The organism is Pseudooceanicola aestuarii, assembly GCF_010614805.1.
Taxonomy (GTDB): domain Bacteria; phylum Pseudomonadota; class Alphaproteobacteria; order Rhodobacterales; family Rhodobacteraceae; genus Pseudooceanicola; species Pseudooceanicola aestuarii.
Window position 1 is genome coordinate 89,857 of record NZ_JAAFZC010000001.1, and the last position, 21,848, is coordinate 111,704.

22 protein-coding genes and 1 tRNA gene are annotated in these 21,848 nt (G+C 65.2%); 13 read left to right on the forward strand and 10 right to left on the reverse strand.

Features of this window, described 5'->3' with window-relative positions:
* The first annotated feature begins 1 nt into the window (after nt 1).
* The 8 genes from G5A46_RS00375 (at nt 2) to aat (ending at nt 8,333) form a co-directional block, all read left to right on the forward strand.
* Complete coding sequence (locus G5A46_RS00375; RefSeq protein WP_163846253.1) at nt 2-1,213, forward strand: branched-chain amino acid ABC transporter permease; 1,212 nt, start codon at nt 2-4, stop codon at nt 1,211-1,213.
* An 11-nt stretch (nt 1,214-1,224) separates the two neighbouring features.
* Nucleotides 1,225-1,986: an ABC transporter ATP-binding protein gene (locus G5A46_RS00380; protein ID WP_163846255.1), complete on the forward strand. Its 762-nt coding sequence runs from the start codon at nt 1,225-1,227 to the stop codon at nt 1,984-1,986.
* 11 nt (nt 1,987-1,997) lie between these two features.
* Nucleotides 1,998-2,753: an ABC transporter ATP-binding protein gene (locus G5A46_RS00385; RefSeq protein ID WP_163846257.1), complete on the forward strand. Its 756-nt coding sequence runs from the start codon at nt 1,998-2,000 to the stop codon at nt 2,751-2,753.
* Between the two features lie 224 nt (nt 2,754-2,977).
* The gene (acs, locus tag G5A46_RS00390; RefSeq protein ID WP_163846258.1) at nt 2,978-4,930 is read left to right on the forward strand and encodes an acetate--CoA ligase; all 1,953 of its coding nucleotides are present in this window, start codon (nt 2,978-2,980) and stop codon (nt 4,928-4,930) included.
* A gap of 204 nt (nt 4,931-5,134) precedes the next feature.
* A complete protein-coding gene (locus tag G5A46_RS00395; RefSeq protein ID WP_163846260.1) occupies nt 5,135-5,590 on the forward strand; it encodes a PRC-barrel domain-containing protein in 456 nt (151 codons plus the stop codon).
* Between the two features lie 212 nt (nt 5,591-5,802).
* On the forward strand, nt 5,803-6,297 hold the full coding sequence (accB, locus tag G5A46_RS00400; protein ID WP_163846262.1) for an acetyl-CoA carboxylase biotin carboxyl carrier protein: 495 nt from the start codon (nt 5,803-5,805) through the stop codon (nt 6,295-6,297).
* Nucleotides 6,298-6,304: 7 nt separating this feature from the next.
* The gene (accC, locus tag G5A46_RS00405) at nt 6,305-7,651 is read left to right on the forward strand and encodes an acetyl-CoA carboxylase biotin carboxylase subunit (RefSeq protein WP_163846264.1); all 1,347 of its coding nucleotides are present in this window, start codon (nt 6,305-6,307) and stop codon (nt 7,649-7,651) included.
* A gap of 28 nt (nt 7,652-7,679) precedes the next feature.
* On the forward strand, nt 7,680-8,333 hold the full coding sequence (gene aat / locus G5A46_RS00410) for a leucyl/phenylalanyl-tRNA--protein transferase (RefSeq protein ID WP_163846265.1): 654 nt from the start codon (nt 7,680-7,682) through the stop codon (nt 8,331-8,333).
* Here the strand turns inward: aat and G5A46_RS00415 are convergent.
* From G5A46_RS00415 to G5A46_RS00445, 7 genes are all read right to left on the reverse strand, one after another.
* Entirely contained in the window at nt 8,297-8,671 is a 375-nt protein-coding gene (locus G5A46_RS00415; protein ID WP_163846267.1) for a DUF2155 domain-containing protein, read from the reverse strand. The two genes, aat and G5A46_RS00415, sit on opposite strands and share 37 nt — an antisense overlap.
* Nucleotides 8,668-9,114, reverse strand: coding sequence for an outer membrane lipid asymmetry maintenance protein MlaD (gene mlaD, locus G5A46_RS00420; protein ID WP_163846269.1), 447 nt, complete (start codon nt 9,112-9,114; stop codon nt 8,668-8,670). The genes G5A46_RS00415 and mlaD overlap by 4 nt, the downstream gene beginning before the upstream one ends.
* Nucleotides 9,115-9,276: 162 nt before the next feature.
* Nucleotides 9,277-9,660 carry an NADH:ubiquinone oxidoreductase subunit NDUFA12 gene (locus G5A46_RS00425; protein WP_163846271.1) on the reverse strand — a complete coding sequence of 128 codons (384 nt, stop codon included), beginning with the start codon at nt 9,658-9,660 and terminating at the stop codon, nt 9,277-9,279.
* 71 nt (nt 9,661-9,731) lie between these two features.
* Nucleotides 9,732-10,124, reverse strand: coding sequence for a RidA family protein (locus tag G5A46_RS00430; protein WP_163846273.1), 393 nt, complete (start codon nt 10,122-10,124; stop codon nt 9,732-9,734).
* Nucleotides 10,125-10,246: 122 nt separating this feature from the next.
* Complete coding sequence (gene clpX, locus G5A46_RS00435; protein ID WP_163846275.1) at nt 10,247-11,512, reverse strand: ATP-dependent Clp protease ATP-binding subunit ClpX; 1,266 nt, start codon at nt 11,510-11,512, stop codon at nt 10,247-10,249.
* Between the two features lie 146 nt (nt 11,513-11,658).
* On the reverse strand, nt 11,659-12,285 hold the full coding sequence (locus G5A46_RS00440; RefSeq protein ID WP_163846277.1) for an ATP-dependent Clp protease proteolytic subunit: 627 nt from the start codon (nt 12,283-12,285) through the stop codon (nt 11,659-11,661).
* Nucleotides 12,286-12,483: 198 nt separating this feature from the next.
* On the reverse strand, nt 12,484-13,719 hold the full coding sequence (locus G5A46_RS00445; RefSeq protein WP_163846279.1) for an acyl-CoA dehydrogenase family protein: 1,236 nt from the start codon (nt 13,717-13,719) through the stop codon (nt 12,484-12,486).
* A gap of 159 nt (nt 13,720-13,878) precedes the next feature.
* Between G5A46_RS00445 and G5A46_RS00450 the strand changes: the two genes are divergently transcribed.
* Both G5A46_RS00450 and G5A46_RS00455 read left to right on the forward strand, forming a co-directional pair.
* Nucleotides 13,879-14,568, forward strand: a complete 690-nt coding sequence (locus G5A46_RS00450; RefSeq protein ID WP_163846281.1) for a DUF1045 domain-containing protein — start codon at nt 13,879-13,881, stop codon at nt 14,566-14,568.
* 83 nt (nt 14,569-14,651) lie between these two features.
* Nucleotides 14,652-15,542: an alpha/beta fold hydrolase gene (locus tag G5A46_RS00455; RefSeq protein ID WP_163846283.1), complete on the forward strand. Its 891-nt coding sequence runs from the start codon at nt 14,652-14,654 to the stop codon at nt 15,540-15,542.
* An 85-nt stretch (nt 15,543-15,627) separates the two neighbouring features.
* On the opposite strand, the gene G5A46_RS00460 is transcribed toward G5A46_RS00455, so the two are convergent.
* Entirely contained in the window at nt 15,628-16,506 is an 879-nt protein-coding gene (locus G5A46_RS00460; RefSeq protein ID WP_163846284.1) for an acyl-CoA thioesterase, read from the reverse strand.
* A 583-nt stretch (nt 16,507-17,089) separates the two neighbouring features.
* Here G5A46_RS00460 and G5A46_RS00465 point away from each other — a divergent pair.
* A complete protein-coding gene (locus G5A46_RS00465) occupies nt 17,090-17,776 on the forward strand; it encodes a metallophosphoesterase (RefSeq protein WP_163846287.1) in 687 nt (228 codons plus the stop codon).
* A 228-nt stretch (nt 17,777-18,004) separates the two neighbouring features.
* Here the strand turns inward: G5A46_RS00465 and G5A46_RS00470 are convergent.
* Both G5A46_RS00470 and G5A46_RS00475 read right to left on the reverse strand, forming a co-directional pair.
* Nucleotides 18,005-18,090: transfer RNA gene (locus tag G5A46_RS00470), tRNA-Leu, on the reverse strand.
* A 189-nt stretch (nt 18,091-18,279) separates the two neighbouring features.
* Nucleotides 18,280-19,932: a peptidoglycan-binding domain-containing protein gene (locus tag G5A46_RS00475; RefSeq protein ID WP_163846289.1), complete on the reverse strand. Its 1,653-nt coding sequence runs from the start codon at nt 19,930-19,932 to the stop codon at nt 18,280-18,282.
* A gap of 128 nt (nt 19,933-20,060) precedes the next feature.
* Between G5A46_RS00475 and lipB the strand changes: the two genes are divergently transcribed.
* Together lipB and G5A46_RS00485 are read left to right on the forward strand one after the other, a co-directional pair.
* Entirely contained in the window at nt 20,061-20,756 is a 696-nt protein-coding gene (lipB, locus tag G5A46_RS00480) for a lipoyl(octanoyl) transferase LipB (RefSeq protein ID WP_163846291.1), read from the forward strand.
* A 114-nt stretch (nt 20,757-20,870) separates the two neighbouring features.
* Nucleotides 20,871-21,335, forward strand: coding sequence for a c-type cytochrome (locus tag G5A46_RS00485; RefSeq protein WP_163846293.1), 465 nt, complete (start codon nt 20,871-20,873; stop codon nt 21,333-21,335).
* Nucleotides 21,336-21,848: the final 513 nt, after the last annotated feature.

Genomic DNA, 21,848 nt, shown 5'->3' on the forward strand with positions numbered 1-21,848 from the left:
CATGCTGGGTCTGAACAAGAGAGATTTCCTTACCTTCCTCGTCGTGGCCGGGTTGCTGGTCTTTGCGCCGGTGATCCTGAACCCGTTCCCCTCCGACAGCGCCATGGCGCAGTTCAACGCGGGCTATCCCGACCTGATGCAACGGTTCGTGATCTTCGGGATCTTCGCCATCGGCTTCAACATCCTGTTCGGTCTGACCGGATACCTGTCCTTCGGCCATGCCGCGTTCCTGGGGGTGGGATCCTATTCCGCCGTCTGGATGTTCAAACTGCTGTCGATGAACGTGATCCCGGCCATCCTGCTGGCGATCGTGGTGTCGGGCCTCTTCGCGCTGGTCATCGGCTACATCTCCCTGCGGCGAACGGGGATCTATTTCTCCATCCTGACACTGGCCTTTGCGGAGATGTCGTTCCGGCTGGCCTATTCGGTGCTGACGCCGATCACCAACGGCGAGACAGGCCTGCAAATCACGCTGAGCGATCCGCGCGTGCTGGGCCAGACCGCGACGGAAGACGGCTCCATCCCCGTGACCAACTTTTTCGGGGCAGAGATGCGCGGGACAGACACGATGCATTTCGGCGGCTGGGAATTCCAGATCAACACCGGCTACTACTTCAGCGCGGTGGTGATGCTGCTGGCCTTCTACCTGGCGATCCGCATCTTCCGGTCCCCCTTCGGGATGATGCTGCGGGCGATCAAGTCGAACCAGACGCGGATGAACTACACCGGGCTGAACACGCGGCCCTATACCCTGGCGGCCTTTGTCATCTCCGGCATGTATGCCGGGCTGGCGGGGGGGCTGATGGCCTCCATGGATCCGCTGGCCGGGGCGGAGCGGATGCAATGGACCGCTTCCGGCGAGGTCGTTCTGATGACCATCCTGGGCGGCGCGGGCACCCTGATCGGGCCGATCCTGGGCGCCGGCTTCATCAAGTATTGCGAGAACATCTTCTCCAAGATCAACGAAAGCGTATTGCACGGCTGGTTCTCCTTTCTTCCCGAAGGACTGGAAAACGCGATGGTCTGGATTACCGAGCACTTCGTGGGTCCGGGCTGGCATCTGACGCTGGGCCTGCTGTTCATGCTGGTCGTCACCTTCCTGCCCGGCGGGCTGGTCGAGGGCGGACAGCGCATCGGGCGGCTGTTGTCGGGACGCGGGCGCAAAGCCCGGCGCGACGCAGACAAATCCACCCGCAAGTCACCTGCTGAATAAGGACACCGAAGATGGGAATTCTTGAAGTCAAGAACGTGGCCAAGCGGTTCGGCGGGCTGAAGGCGCTGACCGACGTGAACCTGTCGATCAAGGAAAACTCCGTTCACGCCATCATCGGGCCGAACGGGGCGGGCAAGTCCACCCTGCTGAACTGCCTGGTGGGCAAGCTGATCCCCGACACCGGGTCGGTCATGTTCGACGGCCAGTCCGTTTTGGGGCGCAAGCCCTACGAGATCAACCAGATGGGCATCTCGCGCGTGTTCCAGACTCCGGAAATCTTCGGTGACCTGACGGTGATGGAAAACATGATGATCCCCTGTTTCGCCAAGCGCGACGGCGCGTTCGAGTTGAACCCCGTCCGTTCCATCGGGTCACAGGCCGATATCCGCGATCAGGCGCTGGCCGTGCTGGAGGACATGCGCCTGCTGGACAAGCGGGAGATGCATGCCGCCTCCATGTCCCGCGGGGACAAACGCCGGCTGGAAATCGCCATGTGTCTGGCGCAGGAACCCCGACTTCTGCTGCTGGACGAACCCACCGCCGGGATGGCGCGGGCCGATACCAACAACACGATCGACCTGCTGAAGGAGATCCGCGACAAACGTGACATCACCACGGTGATCATCGAACATGACATGCATGTCGTGTTCTCCCTGGCCGAACGGATCACCGTTCTGGCCCAGGGCACCCCGCTGGTGGAAGACGTGCCGGAGAACATCAAGGGCCACCCCAAGGTACGCGAAGCGTATCTGGGCGAGGCGCAGGTCGCGTAAGGAGCAATCAGATGAACGTCAAACCCGACTTCTCCAAGGGCCGGAACCACGCCGAAACCGCGCCTGCCTTCCTGTCCGTCTGGAACATGGAAAGCTACTACGGCGAAAGCTACATCGTGCAGAACATCTCCTTCAACGTGCACGAGGGGGAGATTCTGGCCCTGCTGGGCCGCAACGGTGCCGGCAAGACATCGACCCTGCGGTCCATCGCGCGGATGAACGATCCGCAGGTGACTCATGGCGAGATCTGGCTGGATCACCAGCCGCTGCACAAGATGGCCTCGCACGAGGCGGCGCAGGCAGGTATCGGGCTGGTGCCCGAGGACCGTTGCATCATCCCCGGCCTGACGGTGGAGGAAAATCTGCAACTGGCCCAGATCGCCCCGCCCATCGGCTGGTCGCTGGAGCGGCTCTATGAGCTGTTCCCGCGACTGGGCGAACGGCGCCGCCAGGAGGGCGTCACCCTGTCGGGCGGCGAACAGCAGATGCTGTCCATCGCCCGCGCGCTGGCCCGCGACATCAAGGTGCTGCTGCTGGACGAACCTTACGAAGGGCTGGCCCCGGTGATCGTCGACGAGATCGAGAAGACGCTGCGCATCATCAAGGAACAGGGCATCACGACCATCCTGGTCGAACAGAACGCGGTGCGGGCGCTGGAACTGGCGGACCGGTCGGTCATTCTGGATACCGGCTCCATCGTGTTCGACGGATCGGCGGCGGAGGTTCTGGGCAATGCCGACCTGCGGGCCGAATACCTGGCCATCTGAGCGCAACCCGCCCCCTGCGCGCCGGTGATCCACCGTCCGGCAGGCGCAGATCGGGCCGCGCATCGGGGCCGGCCCGCGACGCAAACCGGGGTCGAAGCCGCAGGCCGTGGCCCGGCGCCGCGCCGGGTCTGCCACCAAGGTCTGCCCGACGCACCGTCGCCTGCCCTTGCGGGAGGCGTCGCACCGCACTACCCATTATCGCGACAATGAAGGAGGGGATTGTCATGACAGATCAGACCTATCCGCCCGCACAGGATTTCACCGACGCGGCCCATGTGGACGCCGAGACATACCGCCGCCGCTACGCGGCCTCCGTCTCGGATCCCGACGCGTTCTGGAAAGAGGAGGCGAACAGCCGCCTGGATTGGATCGAACCGTTCACCAAGGTAAAGAACACCAGCTTTGCCCCCGGTGAGGTGTCGATCAAGTGGTTCGAGGACGGCGTGCTGAACGTCGCCCACAATTGCATCGACCGCCACCTGGCGACTCGCGGCGATCAGACCGCGATCATCTGGGAACCGGATGAGCCGGGCGACCCCGCGCTGCACATCACCTACACGGAGCTGCACGAGAAGGTCTGCCGCTTTGCCAACGTGCTGCTGGCCCAGGGCGTGATGCGCGGCGACCGGGTGGTGATCTACCTGCCGATGATCCCGGAGGCCGCCTATGCCATGCTGGCCTGCGCCCGCATCGGCGCGATCCATTCCATCGTCTTCGCCGGGTTCTCCCCCGATGCGCTGGCCAACCGGATCAACGATTGCGGCGCCAAGGCAGTGATCACCGCCGACACAGCGCCACGCGGTGGCCGCCGCACCGCGCTGAAATCCAACACCGACGCGGCGCTGCTGCATTGTTCGGACAAAGTGCGCTGCCTGGTGGTGAAACACACCGGCGACCAGACCACCTGGATCGACGGGCGCGATGTCGATGTGAAGGCCCAGATGGCCGAGGTCGCTCCCGATTGCCCGATCCGTCCGATGGGCGCCGAAGATCCGCTGTTCATCCTCTATACTTCCGGCTCCACCGGAAAGCCCAAGGGGGTGGTGCATTCCTCCGCCGGCTACCTGCTTTATGCCGCGATCACCCAGCAGCTGACCTTCGACTACCACGACGGCGACGTGTTCTGGTGCGGTGCCGATGTCGGCTGGGTCACCGGCCACAGCTACATCATCTACGGACCGCTGGCGAACGGCGCCACGACCCTGATGTTCGAGGGCGTGCCCACCTATCCCGATGCCGGCCGGTTCTGGCAGGTGATCGAGAAGCACAAGGTGAACCAGTTCTACACCGCGCCCACTGCCATCCGCGCGCTGATGGGTCAGGGCACTTCCTTTGTTGAGGGGGCGGACCTGTCCACGCTGAAAGTGCTGGGCACAGTGGGGGAGCCGATCAACCCCGAGGCCTGGACCTGGTACAACGACAATATCGGCAAGGGCCGCCTGCCCATCGTCGATACCTGGTGGCAGACGGAAACCGGCGGTCACATGATCACCCCCCTGCCCGGCGCCATTGCCACCAAACCCGGCTCGGCCACCCTGCCGTTCTTCGGGGTACAACCCGTGGTGCTGGATGCACAGACCGGCGCCGAGATCACGGAGACCAAGGCCGAGGGCGTGCTGGCCATCCGCGACAGCTGGCCGGGCCAGATGCGCACCGTCTGGGGCGATCACGAGCGGTTCGAGAAGACCTATTTCTCCGACTACAAGGGCTATTACTTCGCCGGGGATGGCTGTCGCCGCGATGCGGATGGCTATTACTGGATCACCGGGCGGGTCGATGACGTGATCAACGTCTCCGGCCACCGCATGGGCACGGCGGAGGTCGAAAGCGCGCTGGTCGCCCATGCCAAGGTGGCCGAAGCGGCCGTCGTCGGTTACCCGCACGAGGTCAAGGGCCAGGGGATCTACGCCTATGTCACCCTGATGAACGACGCCGAACCCAGCGAGGAGCTGCGCAAGGAGCTGGAGACCTGGGTGCGTACGGAAATCGGCCCGATCGCCAAGCCCGACCTGATCCAGTGGGCCCCCGGCCTGCCCAAGACGCGGTCCGGCAAGATCATGCGCCGCATCCTGCGCAAGATCGCCGAGAACGACTACGGTGCGTTGGGTGACACCTCTACCCTGGCCGATCCCTCGGTGGTGGAGGAGCTGATCGAGAACCGTCAGAATCGGGACTGACCCGGATCAACGTCAAGAAAAACGGGGGATCGGTGTCAAAACCGGTCCCTTTTTGCCACTTCCGGGCCGGAATCGGCACTGACGTGACGTTCGCCGCAGGAAACCCCGCCATGGCCCGGGATTCGCTGGAACCCCCCCCCAGGCGCGGGGTTGAGCAGCGAAGCCGAGCCCGCCGCACCCCTGATCCGATGAAGGAGAGAGCCATTGCCCCGATCCAATCCCCCTATCCTGGTCGGGCTGGTGACGGCTGCGCTTCTGTGCCTGCCGGCACAATCAAGTCCGGCACGATCCAAGATCCCGTTCAGCATGATACCCGCGCATCCCGACCTGATGCAGACCCGGGAGGAACAGTCCGAACGGCCGACCATCGCCGCTGACCTGATCGGCACGGATGTGATCACCTCCGGCGGCACCGAGGTCGGCGAGATCGACCGTATCGTCTTGGTTGACGGCGACGTGATGGCGGTGATCGGAGTGGGCGGCTTCTTCGGTTTTGGCGAAAGCCAGGTGATGCTGCCGTTGACCGAATTGTCACGCCGCGACAGCCACCTGGAAGCGCCGGGCTACACCTCGGATCAGCTGCGCGCCCTGGGTCGGCGGGAGCCCGCCCACAGCAAGGCGGTGGACGGTGGAACGCCCGTTTCCGTAGGTTCGTCCTGAGAGAGCGCGGGCCTGTCCGCGATATTTTCGCGCGCGCCCCACCCAACCGCACCCGAAATCCGCACCCGACCGCTGCGCCGCAGGCGGGGAGGCTTCACGTCCTCGGGCGCGACGTCTGGACAGTCCTTCCCTCCCCTGCTCTCATCGCATATAAGCGTCCCGACACAGCGGACAGGGCGCCCCGGACGCGCCATCGCAGCCAGAGGACAAGCATGACGAACGAGACGCACGACGCCGACGTCGCCTTTATCAAGGCACTGGCAGAACTTCTGCGCAAGAACGATCTGACGGAACTGGAAGTCAAACGGGACTACGGCAAGGATGACAGCCTGAATGTCCGCGTCGCCCGCAAGGGCGAGACGGCCGTTCAGATCGCGGCCCCCGCCCCGGCGGCAGCGCCCGCGGCCCTCGCCGCCCCCACAGCGGCCCCGACCGCCGCCGCCGCCGCCCCTTCGGACGATCCCGCGGATCATCCGGGCGCGGTTACTTCGCCCATGGTGGGCACGGTCTACCTGCAACCCGAACCGGGCGCGCCCAGCTTCGTCTCCGTCGGCAGCCAGGTCTCCGAAGGCGACACCCTGCTGATCGTCGAGGCGATGAAGACCATGAACCACATCCCCGCGCCCCGGTCCGGCACCGTCAAGCGGATCCTGATCGAGGACAAGGCCGCCGTCGAATATGGCGCGCCGCTGATGATCATCGAATAGGCCTGGCATGTTCGAAAAAATTCTGATCGCCAACCGTGGCGAAATCGCCCTGAGGGTCATTCGCGCCGCGCGCGAGATGGGCATTCGCAGCGTCGCGGTGCATTCCACCGCCGATGCCGATGCCATGCATGTGCGGATGGCGGATGAAAGCGTCTGTATCGGCCCCCCCGCCGGCGTGGACAGCTACCTGTCCATCCCTTCCATCATCGCGGCCTGCGAAGTCACCGGCGCCCAGGCGATCCATCCCGGCTACGGCTTCCTGTCGGAAAACGCCGCTTTCGTGCAGATCGTCGAGGATCACGGCCTGACCTTCATCGGCCCGACGGCGGAACACATCCGCGTCATGGGCGACAAGATCACCGCCAAGGACACCATGAAGGACCTGGGCGTGCCCTGTGTCCCCGGTTCTGATGGCGGGGTGCCCGACCTGGAGGCCGCGCGCCGCATCGGTGCGGAAATCGGCTATCCGGTCATCGTGAAGGCCACCGCTGGCGGCGGTGGGCGCGGCATGAAGGTGGCCAAGGACGCCGCCCACATGGACAGCGCCTTCCAGACCGCCCGGTCAGAGGCCAAGGCCGCATTCGGCAACGATGAAGTCTATATAGAGAAATACCTGACCACGCCGCGCCACATCGAAATTCAGGTGTTTGGCGACGGCAAGGGCAATGCCGTCCATCTGGGCGAACGCGATTGTTCCCTGCAACGGCGCCACCAGAAGGTGCTGGAAGAGGCCCCCGGCCCCTCCATCACTGCCGAGGAACGCGCACAGATCGGCAAGGTCTGCGCCGATGCCGTGGCCCGGATCAACTATTCCGGCGCTGGCACGATCGAATTCCTGTACGAGAATGGCGAATTCTACTTCATCGAGATGAACACCCGCCTTCAGGTCGAACATCCGGTGACGGAGGCGATCTTCGGCGTCGACCTCGTGCGCGAACAGATCCGCATCGCCGAAGGGCTGCCACTGTCCTTTGCGCAGGACGACCTGACAATCAACGGCCACGCGATCGAGGTTCGGATCAATGCCGAACGCCTGCCGGATTTCGCGCCCCGCCCCGGCCGCATCACCGCCTTTCATGCCCCGGGCGGGCTGGGCGTACGGATGGACAGCGCGCTGTATGACGGCTATGCGATCCCGCCCTATTACGACAGCATGATCGGCAAGCTGATCGTGCATGGCCGGGATCGGGACGAGGCGCTGGCCCGCCTGCACCGCGCACTGGGCGAATTGATCATCGACGGTGTGGAAAACACCTTGCCGCTGTTCTCCGCCCTGCTGGAAGAGCCGGATATCAGGGCTGGCCAATACAACATTCACTGGTTGGAAAAATGGCTGGAGACCACCTACGGGTAGATCTCCGGCCCGCAAGGGGGACGCCGGGATGAAGGATCGGGAGCCCGGACTGTCGCCGGAGCTGATGCTTCAGGCGTATATGACCGGGATCTTCCCGATGGCCGAAAGCCGCGATGACCCCAATATCTTCTGGGTAGATCCCCGGCGCCGCGGAATCTTTCCACTGGAGGGGTTCCGCATTTCCCGGTCGCTGGCACGTGCTATCCGGCGGCCGGATTACACCGTGACCACGGATCGTGATTTCGCCGCCGTTATCACCGGCTGCGCGGACCGGGCAGAGACCTGGATCAACGACGAGATCACCACCATCTACCAGACCCTGTTCGACAGCGGTCATGCCCATTCGGTCGAGGTGCGGGACCTGGAGGGTGCCCTGATCGGCGGCGCCTACGGGGTTTCCATCGGCGGGGCGTTTTTTGGGGAAAGCATGTTCTCCCGCCGCCGTGACGCATCGAAGATCGCGCTGGCCTGGCTGGTGGATCGGCTGGCGCAGGCCGGCTACAGCCTGTTCGATACCCAGTTCATCACCTCGCACCTGGCCTCACTGGGCGCGGTGGAGATCCGGCGCGCCGAATATCACGCCCGCCTGGCGGAGGCGCTGCGCCGTCCGGCGGATTTCAATGACCCGTCGATCCGGCAATCGGTTCACAGCGTGTTGCAGCGCAGAACCCAGACGTCATAGCGGAAGTGGTCCAGCGCGTTCAGCGCCGGTGACGACGCGATCATCCAGCCACTGAAGATGGTGCTGTCGCCCTCGCCCCGCCCCGTCTCCACGATATCGAGATAGGCATAGGCATCGCCGGCCGGGTTCCCTTCTGGGAAGCGGCATTCGCGCAGGGTGATTTCCAGATTGCCCATCCGGGCAAGACCGCCGGCGATCAGGTCGAAATCCTGTGTCTCGGCATTGATCTTGTCCATCGCGCGCAGGGTGGCACCGGGCGCCAGGCTTACGTCCTCCTGCGCCGGCAGGGGGGCTGCGGCGGCGCCCAGCAGCAGGGACAGGAACGCGGCGCGGATCATTCGCTGCCGCCAGAGACGAATTTCAACATCAGCGAAATCAGGCTGACCGCGCCCTGGGTATCCAGAACCTCGTCACCGGCGGCGTAGTTGAAGGGCGATCCGCCGGGCATGATCTCCACGAAATTGCCGCCCAGCAGCCCTTCGGAAGAGATCACAACCTGGCTGTCATCTGGGATGTCCACGCCGTCCCGCACGGTAAAGGCGGTGCGCGCGCGAAAGGTTTCGGCGTCCAGGTCGATGCCGGTGACCGCGCCGACCTTCACGCCTGCCAGCCGCACATCGGTGCCGACGCTGACCCCTTCGGCTGAGCGGAAGGAGGCAGACAGCGGATAGCTGTTACCTCCGCCCGACAGGCCCGTGACCTGCCCGGCATAAAGGAGAAACCCGGCGGCTATGGCCAGGACCACGCCACCTGTGACGATTTCCGCGCTGCTATGCGACATCTGCCTGCGCCTTTCGACTGCTTGCTGTTTCCGCGTTCATGTCAGCCCCTCGGAACGGGTTCCACCCCGGCGCGTGCCAGCACACCGGCAGGCATTTCCCCAAAGGCGCCCGCCCGCCGGATCACCCCCGACTGCCAAAGCTCAAGGTCCGGCGCGCGGCGGTTACTCCGGGCTCCAGGCCTCGTAATCGGCCCGTGGCGCCGGCTCTTCCCGGCGGATGGATCCGGCCGGGGCATAGGCCAGAGGCGTGCCGGTCAGGTTCGCCAGATGCGGCTTTTCCCAGGTCTTGTGGACCAGCGGGCGTTCGCTGGGCAATTCGCTGTAGGTGTGGTGCAGCCAGCCATGCCAATCGGGGCCGATCCGGCTGGCCTCGGCCTCGCCGTTGTAGATGACCCACCGCCGCTTCCCGTCGCGGGACCGGTAGAAGCTGTTGCCGTTCTCATCCTCGCCGACCTTCTCGCCGCGCCGCCACGTATAGAGACGGGTGTTCAGCGTTGCGCCGTGCCACCAGGTGACCGCCTTGAGAAGGGTGTTCAGAATGCCCATGGACGCCTCCGGATAATCCTCCCCCGATATGGCGTATCGGGACGCCGAGGTCCAGTGCCAAGGGCACCGGTTCAACCCTGCGCGGGGATCTTCGCCGTCACCTCGATCTCGATCTTCATGGCCGCGTCCAGCAGGCCGGCCTGGATCATGGTGGCGGCCGGCGGCGCATCGCCGAAGGCGGCGCGCAATTGCGGCCAGCAGGGTTCGAAATCCGCCCGTTCCGGCAGGATGTAGTGCACCCGCACCACATCGGCCATGCGCGCGCCGGCCTGTTCCAACGCCACCGCGATGATGCGCAGGGCATTGGCGCATTGTTCGGTCACATCGTCAGGCAGGTGGCCGGTGGCATGATCCACCCCCACAGTCCCTGCGACATGGACCCAGCCGTCCTCGGTGACGACGGCGCGGCAATAGCCTGCCTTTGGCTCGAATTCCCCGCCCGAACGGATGCGCTGATGTGACATGTCTGTCCTCCCTGCCCTGTCGTCGCGATCCTGCGCCATCCGTGCGGCTGGAGCCACCCCCGCCATGCAAAAAGGCCCGCGCGTTTCCGCACGGGCCCCGAAACCTTGCCATGACAGGTGGGTCACCCGGCGCTGGCGCTGTCTTTCTTGGCGTCGGTATAGATCATCAATGGTGCCGCGTCGGAGGTAACTGCCTCCTCGTTGACCACGACTTCCTCCACCTCGTCCATCCCCGGAAGATCGAACATCGTGTTCAACAGGATATCCTCCAGGATGGAGCGCAGGCCCCGTGCGCCGGTCTTCCGCTCGATCGCGCGACCCGCGATGGCAGACAGTGCATCGTCGGTAAAGGTCAGTTGCACGTCTTCCAGCTCGAACAGGCGCTGGTATTGCTTGACCAGCGCATTCTTGGGCTGGGTCAGAATGGTGACCAGCGCATCTTCGTCCAGATCCTCAAGCGTGGCCAGAACGGGCAGACGACCGACGAATTCCGGGATCAGCCCGAATTTCAGCAGATCCTCGGGCTCAAGCTCGGTGAACAATTCGCCCACGCCACGGTCGTCATTGTCCCGCACATCGGCGCCAAAGCCCATGGCAGAGCCCTTGCCGCGCGCGGCGATGATCTTGTCCAACCCGGCAAAGGCGCCGCCGCAGATGAACAGGATGTTGGTCGTGTCCACTTGCAGGAATTCCTGCTGCGGATGCTTGCGCCCGCCCTGCGGCGGGACAGAGGCGACGGTGCCCTCCATCAGCTTCAGCAGGGCCTGTTGCACACCCTCGCCCGAGACATCGCGGGTGATCGACGGGTTCTCGGACTTGCGGGTGATCTTGTCGACCTCGTCGATGTAGACGATGCCGCGCTGCGCGCGCTCGACATTGTATTCCGAGGCCTGAAGCAATTTCAGGATGATGTTTTCCACATCCTCCCCGACGTAACCGGCCTCTGTCAGCGTGGTCGCATCGGCCATGGTGAATGGCACATCCAGAATCCGCGCCAGCGTCTGGGCCAGCAGCGTCTTGCCGCAGCCGGTCGGGCCGATCAGCAGGATATTCGATTTCGCCAGCTCGATATCCCCGCCCTTCTGGGCGTGGTTGAGGCGCTTGTAATGGTTGTGCACCGCCACAGACAGCACGCGTTTCGCAGTGCCCTGACCGATCACGTAATCATCCAGAACATCGCAGATTTCCCGCGGGGTCGGCACCCCTTCGGAGGATTTCAACCCGGTGCTCTTCGTCTCTTCCCGGATGATGTCCATGCACAATTCGACGCATTCATCGCAGATGAACACGGTGGGACCGGCGATCAGCTTGCGAACCTCGTGCTGGCTTTTGCCGCAGAAGCTGCAATAGAGGGTGTTCTTGCTGTCGCCGCCGGAATTCGTCGCCATATCACAACCTTTCGCCCTTGACGGGCCGCTTTCTTGCATCGGGACGCCCGATAGCCCCGACTTGCCCGCCAGACTAGGGCAGCACCACCGCAGTCACAACGTCAAAAATGCGTCATGAATCGCGGAAATGCGCCCGGTCCGAGGGGTCATTCCTCGCCGCCATCCTTGGCGCGGTTCTCGACGATCTGGTCGATCAGACCCCAGTCACGGGCTTCCTCGGGGGTCATGAAGCGGTCCCGCTCCAGCGCGTCCACCACGTCCTCGTAGGTCTGGCCGGTATGGCGCACGTAGATGCGGTTCAGCCGCTCCTTCAGCTTGATCGTGTGCTCGGCGTGGATCAGGATGTCCGTCGCCTGACCCTGATACCCGCCGGAGGGCTGGTGCACCATCACCTCCGAATTCGGCAGGGAGGACCGCATGCCGTGTTCCCCGCCCGCCAGCAGGAGGGAGCCCATGGACATCGCCTGACCGATCACCAGCGTGGCGACCTTGGGCTTGATGTATTGCATCGTGTCGTAGATCGACAGGCCCGCGGTCACGACACCGCCGGGGCTGTTGATATACATCGAAATCTCTTTCTTCGGGTTCTCCGCCTCCAGGTGCAGAAGCTGGGCCACGATCAGGCTGGACATGCCGTCATGGATCGGGCCGGAGACGAAGATGATCCGCTCCTTCAGCAGGCGCGAGAAGATGTCGTAGGCCCGTTCGCCGCGGCTGGTCTGCTCCACCACCATGGGGACGAGATTCATGTAGGTTTCCACCGGATCGCGCATTGTTCGCCTGCCTTTTGCTGCCCGCCCGGTCCCCAACGACCAGGCGTCCATAGAGTCTTAGTATCGCCCCCCGGCGGCTGCAAGGGCAGGCAACCCAGTTTGATGGCCCGCGCGCCGTCGCGACGTGCCGTTCCGCCAAGGAAAAAGGGCGCCCCGCAGGGCGCCCTGTCTGTCAACACATTCCAGCCTGAGCCGGGGTCAGACCTTTTCCTGCGTGTACTTGCGCAGCTCGTTCCGGGCGATCTGGCGGCGGTGCACCGCATCGGGACCATCGGCCAGGCGCAGCGTGCGCACATGGGTCCACATATGCGCCAGCGGCTGATCCTGCGAGATCCCCTCGGCGCCATGCATCTGCGACGCCTCGTCGATCACCTTCAGCGCCATGCGCGGTGCCACTGTCTTGATCATCGAGATCCACGGCGCGGCAGCGCGCGCATCGCCCTGGTCCATCATCCACGCAGCCTTGAGGCACAACAGGCGAGCCTGCTCGATCTCCATCCGGCATTCGGCAATGATGTCGTAGTTCTGGCCCAGATGCGCCAGCTTCTTGCCGAACGCCTCCTTTTCCAGCGACCGGCGGCACAGCAGTTCCAGCGCCGCTTCGGCCTGGCCGATGGCGCGCATGCAATGGTGGATCCGCCCCGGACCAAGCCGCCCCTGGCTGATTTCGAAACCGCGCCCCTCGCCCAGCAACAGGTTTTCCGCCGGGACGCGCACATCGGTGAACCGCATGTGCATGTGACCATGCGGCGCGTCGTCATGGCCGTAGACCTGCATCGGGCGCAGGATCTCGATCCCCGGCGTGCCGGCAGGGACCACGATCTGGGAATGCCGCTGGTGCCGCGGCGCGTCATCATCGCCGGTCTTGACCATGACGATATAGATCTTGCAGCGCGGATCGCCGGCGCCGGAAATCCACCACTTTTCGCCGTTCAGCACATAGGTATCGCCGTCCCGCACGCAGGACATGGAGATATTCGTCGCGTCGGAGGAGGCGACATTGGGCTCTGTCATCACATAGGCCGACCGGATTTCCCCGGCGAGCAGCGGCTTCAGCCATTGCTCCTTCATCTTGTCCGTGCCGTAGCGTTCCAGCACCTCCATGTTGCCGGTGTCGGGAGCGGCGCAGTTGAACACCTCCGCGCCCAGCGGGGTCTTGCCCATCTCCTGGGCGAAATGGGCATATTCCACCGTTGACAGGCCAAAGCCGCGCGCGCTGTCGGTCAGCCAGAAGTTCCACAGCCCTTCAGCCTTGGCCTTGGCTTTCAGCCCCTCCAGGATCTCGGTCTGGCGGTCGGTAAAGGTCCAGCGGTCGCCCTTCGCGACCTCGGCCGCGTAGGCATCGGCCAGCGGCGCTATCTCGTCACGCACCATTGCCGCGACCCGGTCCAGCAGCTTGCGGTTTTCCTCCCGCATCCCAAAATTCATATCCATTCCGTCCTCCTGATTTGCCGGGAATAGAGGCGGAAAACCCGGAGTTGTAAAGACGCGGCCACCACGCGGGACAGGTTGTCATGGCGCCGCCACATGGCTGGCCCTATCTGGTGGAACGCGACCGAAACGCGGCCCCGTGCTGCCTCAGGAGTTACCCGAATGCCGGAATTCAACCGCTACGCCATATACTACATGCCCGAACCGGGGCCGCTGGCCGATTTTGGGGCCGCCTGGCTGGGTTGGGACGCCGTTGCGGGTGAAGGGCGTTGCCACCCTGAGGTCCCCGACCTGCCCCGCCCGGTGGCGGACCTGACAGCGTCGCCGCGCAAATACGGGTTTCACGGCACGGTAAAGCCGCCGTTCCGCCTGACCGAAGGTACGGATCCCGCCACCCTGGACCGCGCCATTGCCGCCCTGTGCGCCGAGACCAGGCCGGTGGTTCTGGACGGGTTGGCCCTCGCGCGGTTGGGCCGGTTCCTGGCGCTGGTGCCCAGAGGAGAGACCACGGCGCTGAACGCTCTCGCGGCGCGCATGGTGACGGGTCTGGACACCTTCCGCGCCCCCGCCCCGATGGCGGAACTGGCCCGCCGCCGTGCCGCCGGCTTGTCCGCCCGGCAGGAGGAGATGCTGATCCGCTGGGGCTATCCCTATGTTCTGGAGGACTTTCGCTTTCACCTGACCCTCAGCGGCAAGCTGACAGAGGGGGAGGCGGAAACCCTGCTCGACACGTTGCAGCCGTTTCTGACACCGCTGCTGTCCGGGCCCTGCCGCATCGACAGCCTGTGCCTGGTCGGCGAGGACGACGCCGGGCGGTTCCACCTGGTGGCACGCTATCCGCTGGGCGGCTGAGCAGCCACTTCCGCCCCGACCGCCATCCGGTATAGGATCGCCGCGCGGCCCTGCCCGCCGCGCCCAGTGCAAGAGGAACCGACATGCCGACGATCAACGCCAACGGGATCGAAATCTACCACGACATCACCGGGCCGGAGGATGGCGCGCCCATGGTGCTGATTTCGGGCGTCGGCACCCAGTCGACGCGTTGGTACGATCCCTTTGTCGCCGAGCTGGCCGGGCGCGGCTACCGCGTGATCCGCATGGACAATCGCGACATCGGGCTGAGCACCAAGTTCACCGAACATGGCGAACCCGACTTCGCCGAGGTGCTGCGCCGCAAGGCCGAGGGCCTGCCCCAGGACCTGCCCTATTCCCTGTCTGACATGGCGGCGGATGTGGTCGGACTTCTCGACGCATTGGGGATCGCGCAGGCCCATGTGGTGGGTGCCTCGATGGGCGGGATGATCGCGCAGCTGGTGGCCATCGAACACCCAGCGCGAGTGTTGTCGCTGACCTCCATCTTCTCCAACACCGGCAATGCCGACCTGCCCGCCGGCACGCCGGAGGCCCGCGCCGCCCTGACCCGGCCCAAGCCCGACCCGATGAGCGACCGCGACGGGTTTCTGGATGCGATCGTTGCGTTGAACGGGGTCATCGGCTCGCCGGGGTATCCCGTGCCCGCGCAGGACGTGCGGCGCGGCGCGGCGGCCGATCTGGACCGGTCCTGGCATCCCACCGGCTTTACCCGCCAGTATGCCGCGATCCTGGCCACTCGCGACCGCCGGGCAGAACTGTCGCGCCTGACCATTCCGGTCACGGTGATCCATGGTGTCGACGATCCGCTGGTTCCTGTGACCGGCGGTCGCGACACTGCCGCGCAGATATCCCACGCGACACTGATCGAGATCGAGGGCATGGGCCACAACATCCCCCCCGCGCTGAACACGCGGATCATCGACGGGATCGAAACCGCCACCCGCGCCACTTGATCGGAGCGCCCGACACGGCGCCCCCGGCGCGAGGGATGAGGGCGGGACGCCGCCGCTGGGCGGAGGCAACCGGGCGGGGCGGCTGTCAGCCGATACGCAGCAGCCCCTCCTGCGCGACGGAGGCAACCATGCGGCCATCACGGGTAAAGATCTTGCCCCGCGTCATCCCCCGGCCGCCGCCGGTCCAAGGGCTTTCCATAGTATAGAGCAGCCATTCGTCCATGCGGAAATCGTCGTGCAGCCACAGCGCATGATCGAGCGAGGCGACCTTGACCTCCTTCGAGGCAAAGCCCAGCCCATGCGCCACCAGAGCCGATCCCAGCAGCCCCATGTCCGAGGTATAGGCCAACGCCGCACGATGCAGGGCGGGATCGTCAGGCAGGTGCACCTTGGCGCGGATCCAGCGATAGTGTTCTCCCTTGCGGGGAGTCATGTCAAAGGGCGGAAATGTGCCCACCGGCCGGATCTCGATCGGGCGATTCCAGCGGAGAAAGGCCTTGTACCCTTCGGGTAGCTTGTCGGCATGGTCCTCCGCCAGCTGGTGTTCGTTCTTCAGCCCCTCGGGACCCGGCACGTCGGCGGGGAAATCGTCCTGGTGGCCGCGTCCCTGCTGTTGCAACTGAAAGGACGCCGCCATGTTCAGGATCGGCTTGCCATTCTGGATCGCCACAACCCGGCGGGTGGCAAAGCTGCGGCCATCCATGTCACGCTCCACCTGGTAGAGCACCGGCTGCGAGGCATCGCCCGGACGCATGAAATATGCATGCAGGGAATGGTTCGCCCGCTCCGGCTCCACCGTGTGGGTCGCCGCCATCAAGGCCTGGGCGATCACCTGTCCGCCAAAGCTGCGCCCGCGTCCGTTCGGGGTTGCGATGCCGCGGTAGAAATCCTCCTCGATCCGCTCAACATCCAGGATCGGGGTCAGGGTGTCTTCCAGCTTGGAGTTCGGGGAAGGGTCGGTCATGGGGATCTCCTGAAGCTGCACCGCAATCTGGCGAAAACATCCGCATTGCCTGACGGAATGCAAGCGGAAAGGCATTCCGCAAGCCCCGCCGCCCCTCCCCCGGTCAGGGCCGGAGCGGGCCCCAGAACGCGCGTTTTGCAGTCGATCACATCATTCTTACCTGCCCATCTCCGCAGCGCAGTCAACAATCCGGCCTGTCGCCCGCCAACCCCGGGCACCCGGGGAAAATGCACGGCCAGGCGCCATGGCGGCAAAGTATCCTCTGCAAATGGAAACAAAGGGTTAAGCTGCAAAGGAACGCGGCGAGTTTCGCCGCCCTGCCTCGCAACCCACTGCAAAGCATCGCGAAAAATACGGACCAAAATGGCAAGAACCCGCCCAGATGCGACGCTTTCCTTTGCAACACCGGCACGCAGGGGGCTACTGCACGACTTCAGCTTGTCAGCCAGAGACGCTAGATTGTGGGCTCTGAACCGGTGACAATGACATTAAATCCGCCGCGTTCCAGCGCGGCAGACGCAGAATCAGGACGACGGAAACGGTGAACAAGTTATTCGATGGTGCGCGCCCTGACGTGGACAAAATGCCCCCCCCGGAACCGGAGCAGGCCTTCTACGCCATTGGCGATGTGCATGGCCGCATCGACCTGCTGGAGGAGCTTTTGGCCAGGCTAGACCCCGATGTGCCCAAGATGCTGGTGGGCGACTACGTGGATCGGGGGGAGAACAGCGCCGATGTCCTGCGCTACCTGCTGGAGCGGCCGGACCTGTTGTGCCTGCTGGGCAACCACGAGGAAATGATGATCCGGTTCCTGGACGCTCCGGAGGATGGCGGCGGGCGCTGGCTGAACTATGGCGGTTTGCAGACCCTGGCCAGTTTCGGGGTCATGGGTGTCAGCCAGACCATGTCCGCCGAGGGGCTGCGCCGCGTGCGCGATGACCTGCTGGAGGCGATGGGCCCCGTGTTGACCGCCTGGCTGCGCGGCCTGCCGCATTTCGTGCTGACCGGCAATGTCGCCGTTGTCCATGCCGGCGCCGATCCCCGCACTCCGATCGAAGAGCAGAACCTGCGGTCGCTGCTGTGGGGGCATCGCGCCTTTGCCCGGCAACCGCGCCGCGACGGAACATGGGTAGTGCACGGGCACACCATCGTCGACCACCCCGAGGCGACGCAGGGTCGCATCGCCATCGACACCGGCGCCTATGCGACCGGCCGCCTGTCCGCCGTGCGGCTGGGCGGGGGTGAGATCGAATTCGTGACCACCGGCTAGGCGACGCTTCCGGTAGCGGCTCCCGGTGGCAATGGCCGGGCAGCCGGGGAGGTGTCATGGCGATCGGCTTGCTGGCGCATCCACCTGAGAAATGGGGGAAATCGGCGAAGACGGGCACGATTGCGGGGATGCGGGCACTGCCCGATCACGGTGAAATCATGCGATGCCGGAAAACCGGAAATACCGAGGCCGGAGCGCATCGCCGGCGCCCGTTCGGCTTTGCCTGCCTGGTGCGGTCGAGAAGACTCGAACTTCCACGGGTGTTACCCCACAGCGACCTCAACGCTGCGCGTCTACCATTCCGCCACGACCGCACGTGACCCAGCAGGTGGGGGCGGCTATATCGCCCTGCGGCGCCGTTGTGAAGGGGAAAACGGGCCGGCGAGCGGCGAAATTTCGCAGCGGGCGCCGCGCCGTGCCCGCGCCCCGGCATCGACACGGGCGTCCTGGCGAAAGCGAACGGGGCGCCCGAAGGCGCCCCGCGAAACCGGCCGTTGGCCCGTTCACTCCAGCGAGAAGGTCGGCAGCGATGCGCCGCTGGCCGATGCCGGCACCGATTGCATGGCCCCGGCTGCGGTCCCGCCGGAGACAGCCGCGCGCAGCAGGCTGGCCCGGTCGGACTGGCCGACGGCAAAGACCGGCGTGGCCCCGCCATCCAGCGCGGTCAGCGCCACGTCATACCAGCCCATGGCCAGCTCGGCCGATTGCGCGGTGCCAAAGCCCTGTTGAAGGTGATGGGCGATCAGCTCCGCATAGGGCGTCTCTCCCGCGCCGATCAGCAGCAGGGCAGCACCCAGGGCGACCTCCATCTTGTCGCGGCGGTACCCGGAGTAAAGGCAGACCGCACCGGTCGTCTGCATCTGCTCCACCGACATGTTGGTTGTCAGGACGAACTTGCGCAATTCCCCCTGCATCGCGGGGGCCGGGGTACTGCCCAACTGGGCCACCTGGCCGGCCAGCGCCGGGCCAAAGCCGTCGCATTGCGCGTCCACCTGCGCCTGGGTGACGCCTTGCAGGGCGCGCACCCGTTCCTCCCCGCGGGCGATGGCGTAGGTGCGGGTCAGGCAGAATTGCTCGTTCAGGGCCAGGTAGGGATCGGTCAGGTTGGCCGCGGTGACGAACCCGCCATTGCCGGTGGTCATCAGGTTGACCTTGGAGCAATGGCTGGCCAGCGAGGGTGTTGCCGCCGGGGCGGCGCCGAAGACCGGCAGCCCGGCGGCGGGAGCCTGCTGCGCGGCAAAGACCGGCGGCTGCGCGGGCGCGGCGGGCCGGGGCGCGGGGGCGGCCACGGGCACCGGCTGGGTCAACGGATCCAGCAATTCGCACCGGGTGCGATTGCAGTCGAACATCGCCACTTCGACCTTGTTCGACAGCTGGGCGTTGCGCTTGTACTGGAACTGGTGACGCTCGTAGCTGTCGCCCCCGGAGGAGGTGAACAGCATTGTCGCGCATTCGGTCTGACCGCACCAGAAGGTCGAACCGGTGACCGAGGTGTCGATGACGTAATCGTTCTTGCCGTCGCCATTCAGGTCAGCCGTCTGGATGAACCCGGCGCGCTGCAACAGCTGCTCCGGCGAGGGTTCGGTGCTTTGCGCGATTTCATCGACGGCGTCGGACACTTCAAGCGGCAGGCCCGGATAGCCCATGCCGCCATGGGCGCTGCGCGTGCGCACGCCCATCCGTTCATCGCGCCAGGAGACCAGCAGGCTGCGCACCCCGTCGGGATGGCGCTGAATGGCGCGGGTCACGTCAGCGCCGCCCAACTGGGCGCGGGTGTAGAAACTGACCAGCATCTCCCGTTCATGCGGTTGCAGGCGACCGGTGACCGGAAAGCCCATGTGGTGCTGGTAGCCCGAAACCGCCTCCCGCGAGCGGCGGCCCAGCACGCCGTCAGGCGTGCCGGCGGGAAAGCCGAAGTAATTCAGCGCGGTCTGCGTCTCGCGATTCTGCGCCCGGGTGGCAGAGCTGACGCCGCTGCTGCTGCGCGTGGTGGTGGTGGAGCGGGTGACGCGCCGGTTCTTCGCCGCCTCGTTGATCAGCGCACCGCCGATGATGCCGCCGACGATGGCCGCCCCGATATTGTCCGCCATGCCCGCGACCGGGCTGGTCGCCAGAAATACCGCTGCGGTGGCGACGTGAACAGGTTTTTTGAACATGGCTTTCTCTCCGGGTAGAAATATAGACGAAACTCGCAATCAAATCCGGGAATCAGTCTAGCCCGAATCGCCCGCACTGCGGAACGGTTTTGGCGCCGGTTCGCGTCATTTTGTCGGAAAGCCCCCTCATGACCGTCTCCCCGCCCCCCGAAGTCCCTGCTTCCCCGGTCCCGCCCGTGCCCGAATGGCATCATTCCCCCGGTCTGACAGACTACGTCACGGCGTTGGCGCAGATGGAGGCCCGCGTGGATGCCATCATCGCCGGGACCGCCGGGGAACTGGTCTGGCTGCTGGAGCATCCGCCGCTTTATACCGCCGGCACCTCCGCCCGGCGGGAGGATCTGACCGATCCGGGCCGGTTCCCGGTTTTCGAGGCGCGGCGCGGCGGGCAATACACCTATCACGGTCCCGGACAGCGGGTGGTCTACGTGATGCTGGACCTGACGCGGCGCGGGCGCGACCTGCGCGCTTTTGTCCAGCAACTGGAAGCCTGGGTGATTGAAACATTGGCCGAGTTCGGGCTGCGCGGCGAAATTCGGGAAGGGCGCGTCGGGGTCTGGATAACCCGGCCTGACAGACCGCCCCTGCCCGACGGCACCCCCGCCGAGGACAAGATCGCCGCCATCGGCATCCGGTTGCGCAAATGGGTCAGCTTTCACGGCATTTCCATCAATGTCGAACCGGAACTGGAGCATTTCTCCGGCATCGTGCCCTGCGGCATCCGCGAACATGGCGTGACCAGCCTGGTGGACCTGGGCCTGCCTGTCAGCATGGCGGATCTCGACGCCGCGTTGCAGCGCAGCTTTGTCCGGGTCTTCGGCTGAGGGCTGCGACAATTCACCAGCGCGCGCGCCCTGTTGCGGTCAGCGGGGCTGCGTTAACGTCATCGCAACGGACATCTCGCGCCCGCAGCCCCCTGACGTCGAAAAGGAAGCCACATGACCCGCCTCGCATCCATCGCCGCAGCCCTTCTGGCCCTCGCCACCCCCGCCCTGGCAGAGAGCCACGCCACCGGCGACGCCGCCAAGGGCGAGAAGGAATTTCGCAAGTGCAAATCCTGCCACCAGATTGCCACCGATGACGAAACCTTCGTCAAGGGCGGGCGCACCGGTCCGAATCTGCATGGCGTGATCGGACGCCAGGCCGCCAGCACCGATTTCCGCTATGGCAACGATCTGGCCGCAGCGGGTGCGGCCGGGCTGGTCTGGGACACCACGAACCTTGCCGAATACGCCGAAGACCCGCGCGCCTTCCTCAGGGCCTATCTGGACGATTCGTCGGCCAAGTCGAAGATGACCTTCAAGATGCGCAAGAATTCCCAGGATGTCGCCGCCTTCTTGGCGACCTTCTCCGACGCGCCCGCGATGGAGGACACGGCCCGGGATGCCCAGGCCAGCGAGTGACCCCGCTCCGGCCGCAGAGCGCGGCGCGGCAATTGAGACGATGATGAAACGGTGGCCTGGCGAAAGCTTCGGCCGCCGTTGATCCTTGCGGTCAGAGCGGACCCTGAAGCAGTGTTTCAAGGGGATCGGGGGTGCCGCGTGGCCGGGGCTGATCTGCCCGGATGGCCCTGTCGCGTTCCGCTCCGTGGGGAGAGAGGCGACCTGTGAGGGGAAAAACTGGCATTCCGGGCGCGCGTCGCGTCCCGCTTTGTGGGGCGCGACGTTTGAGAACGAAACGGGATTTGGAATGCGCGTCGCACCCCGCTTTGCGGGGCGCGACGTTAGGCAACCCCAAAGGATACAGGGAGCGCGTCGCACCCCGCTTTGCGGGGCGCGACGTGGGGTGCGACAAATTTGGTGGGTGTTCGTCAAATCCTGTCATTGCCCACGGGCCTGTGACATCCTAGAAGACGCATAATTCGGGAAAGGGGCGGCCTCGGCTGCCTTCCGGCCAATTCTAGCAGGAGGCGAGAT

Bases quoted from the DNA above. Each gene is read 5' to 3' on its own strand.
- G5A46_RS00385 (WP_163846257.1), top strand. From the start codon at position 1,998: ATGAACGTCAAACCCGACTTCTCCAAGGGCCGGAACCACGCCGAAACC.
- G5A46_RS00375 (WP_163846253.1), top strand. From the start codon at position 2: ATGCTGGGTCTGAACAAGAGAGATTTCCTTACCTTCCTCGTCGTGGCC.
- G5A46_RS00425 (WP_163846271.1), bottom strand. From the start codon at position 9,660: ATGGGCATTCTGAACACCCTTCTCAAGGCGGTCACCTGGTGGCACGGC.
- accB (WP_163846262.1), top strand. From the start codon at position 5,803: ATGACGAACGAGACGCACGACGCCGACGTCGCCTTTATCAAGGCACTG.
- accC (WP_163846264.1), top strand. From the start codon at position 6,305: ATGTTCGAAAAAATTCTGATCGCCAACCGTGGCGAAATCGCCCTGAGG.
- G5A46_RS00415 (WP_163846267.1), bottom strand. From the start codon at position 8,671: ATGATCCGCGCCGCGTTCCTGTCCCTGCTGCTGGGCGCCGCCGCAGCC.
- aat (WP_163846265.1), top strand. From the start codon at position 7,680: ATGAAGGATCGGGAGCCCGGACTGTCGCCGGAGCTGATGCTTCAGGCG.
- G5A46_RS00450 (WP_163846281.1), top strand. From the start codon at position 13,879: ATGCCGGAATTCAACCGCTACGCCATATACTACATGCCCGAACCGGGG.
- G5A46_RS00440 (WP_163846277.1), bottom strand. From the start codon at position 12,285: ATGCGCGATCCGGTGGAAACCTACATGAATCTCGTCCCCATGGTGGTG.
- G5A46_RS00460 (WP_163846284.1), bottom strand. From the start codon at position 16,506: ATGACCGACCCTTCCCCGAACTCCAAGCTGGAAGACACCCTGACCCCG.
- G5A46_RS00445 (WP_163846279.1), bottom strand. From the start codon at position 13,719: ATGGATATGAATTTTGGGATGCGGGAGGAAAACCGCAAGCTGCTGGAC.
- G5A46_RS00485 (WP_163846293.1), top strand. From the start codon at position 20,871: ATGACCCGCCTCGCATCCATCGCCGCAGCCCTTCTGGCCCTCGCCACC.
- G5A46_RS00430 (WP_163846273.1), bottom strand. From the start codon at position 10,124: ATGTCACATCAGCGCATCCGTTCGGGCGGGGAATTCGAGCCAAAGGCA.
- G5A46_RS00380 (WP_163846255.1), top strand. From the start codon at position 1,225: ATGGGAATTCTTGAAGTCAAGAACGTGGCCAAGCGGTTCGGCGGGCTG.
- clpX (WP_163846275.1), bottom strand. From the start codon at position 11,512: ATGGCGACGAATTCCGGCGGCGACAGCAAGAACACCCTCTATTGCAGC.
- mlaD (WP_163846269.1), bottom strand. From the start codon at position 9,114: ATGTCGCATAGCAGCGCGGAAATCGTCACAGGTGGCGTGGTCCTGGCC.
- G5A46_RS00465 (WP_163846287.1), top strand. From the start codon at position 17,090: ATGCCCCCCCCGGAACCGGAGCAGGCCTTCTACGCCATTGGCGATGTG.
- G5A46_RS00455 (WP_163846283.1), top strand. From the start codon at position 14,652: ATGCCGACGATCAACGCCAACGGGATCGAAATCTACCACGACATCACC.
- lipB (WP_163846291.1), top strand. From the start codon at position 20,061: ATGACCGTCTCCCCGCCCCCCGAAGTCCCTGCTTCCCCGGTCCCGCCC.
- G5A46_RS00475 (WP_163846289.1), bottom strand. From the start codon at position 19,932: ATGTTCAAAAAACCTGTTCACGTCGCCACCGCAGCGGTATTTCTGGCG.
- acs (WP_163846258.1), top strand. From the start codon at position 2,978: ATGACAGATCAGACCTATCCGCCCGCACAGGATTTCACCGACGCGGCC.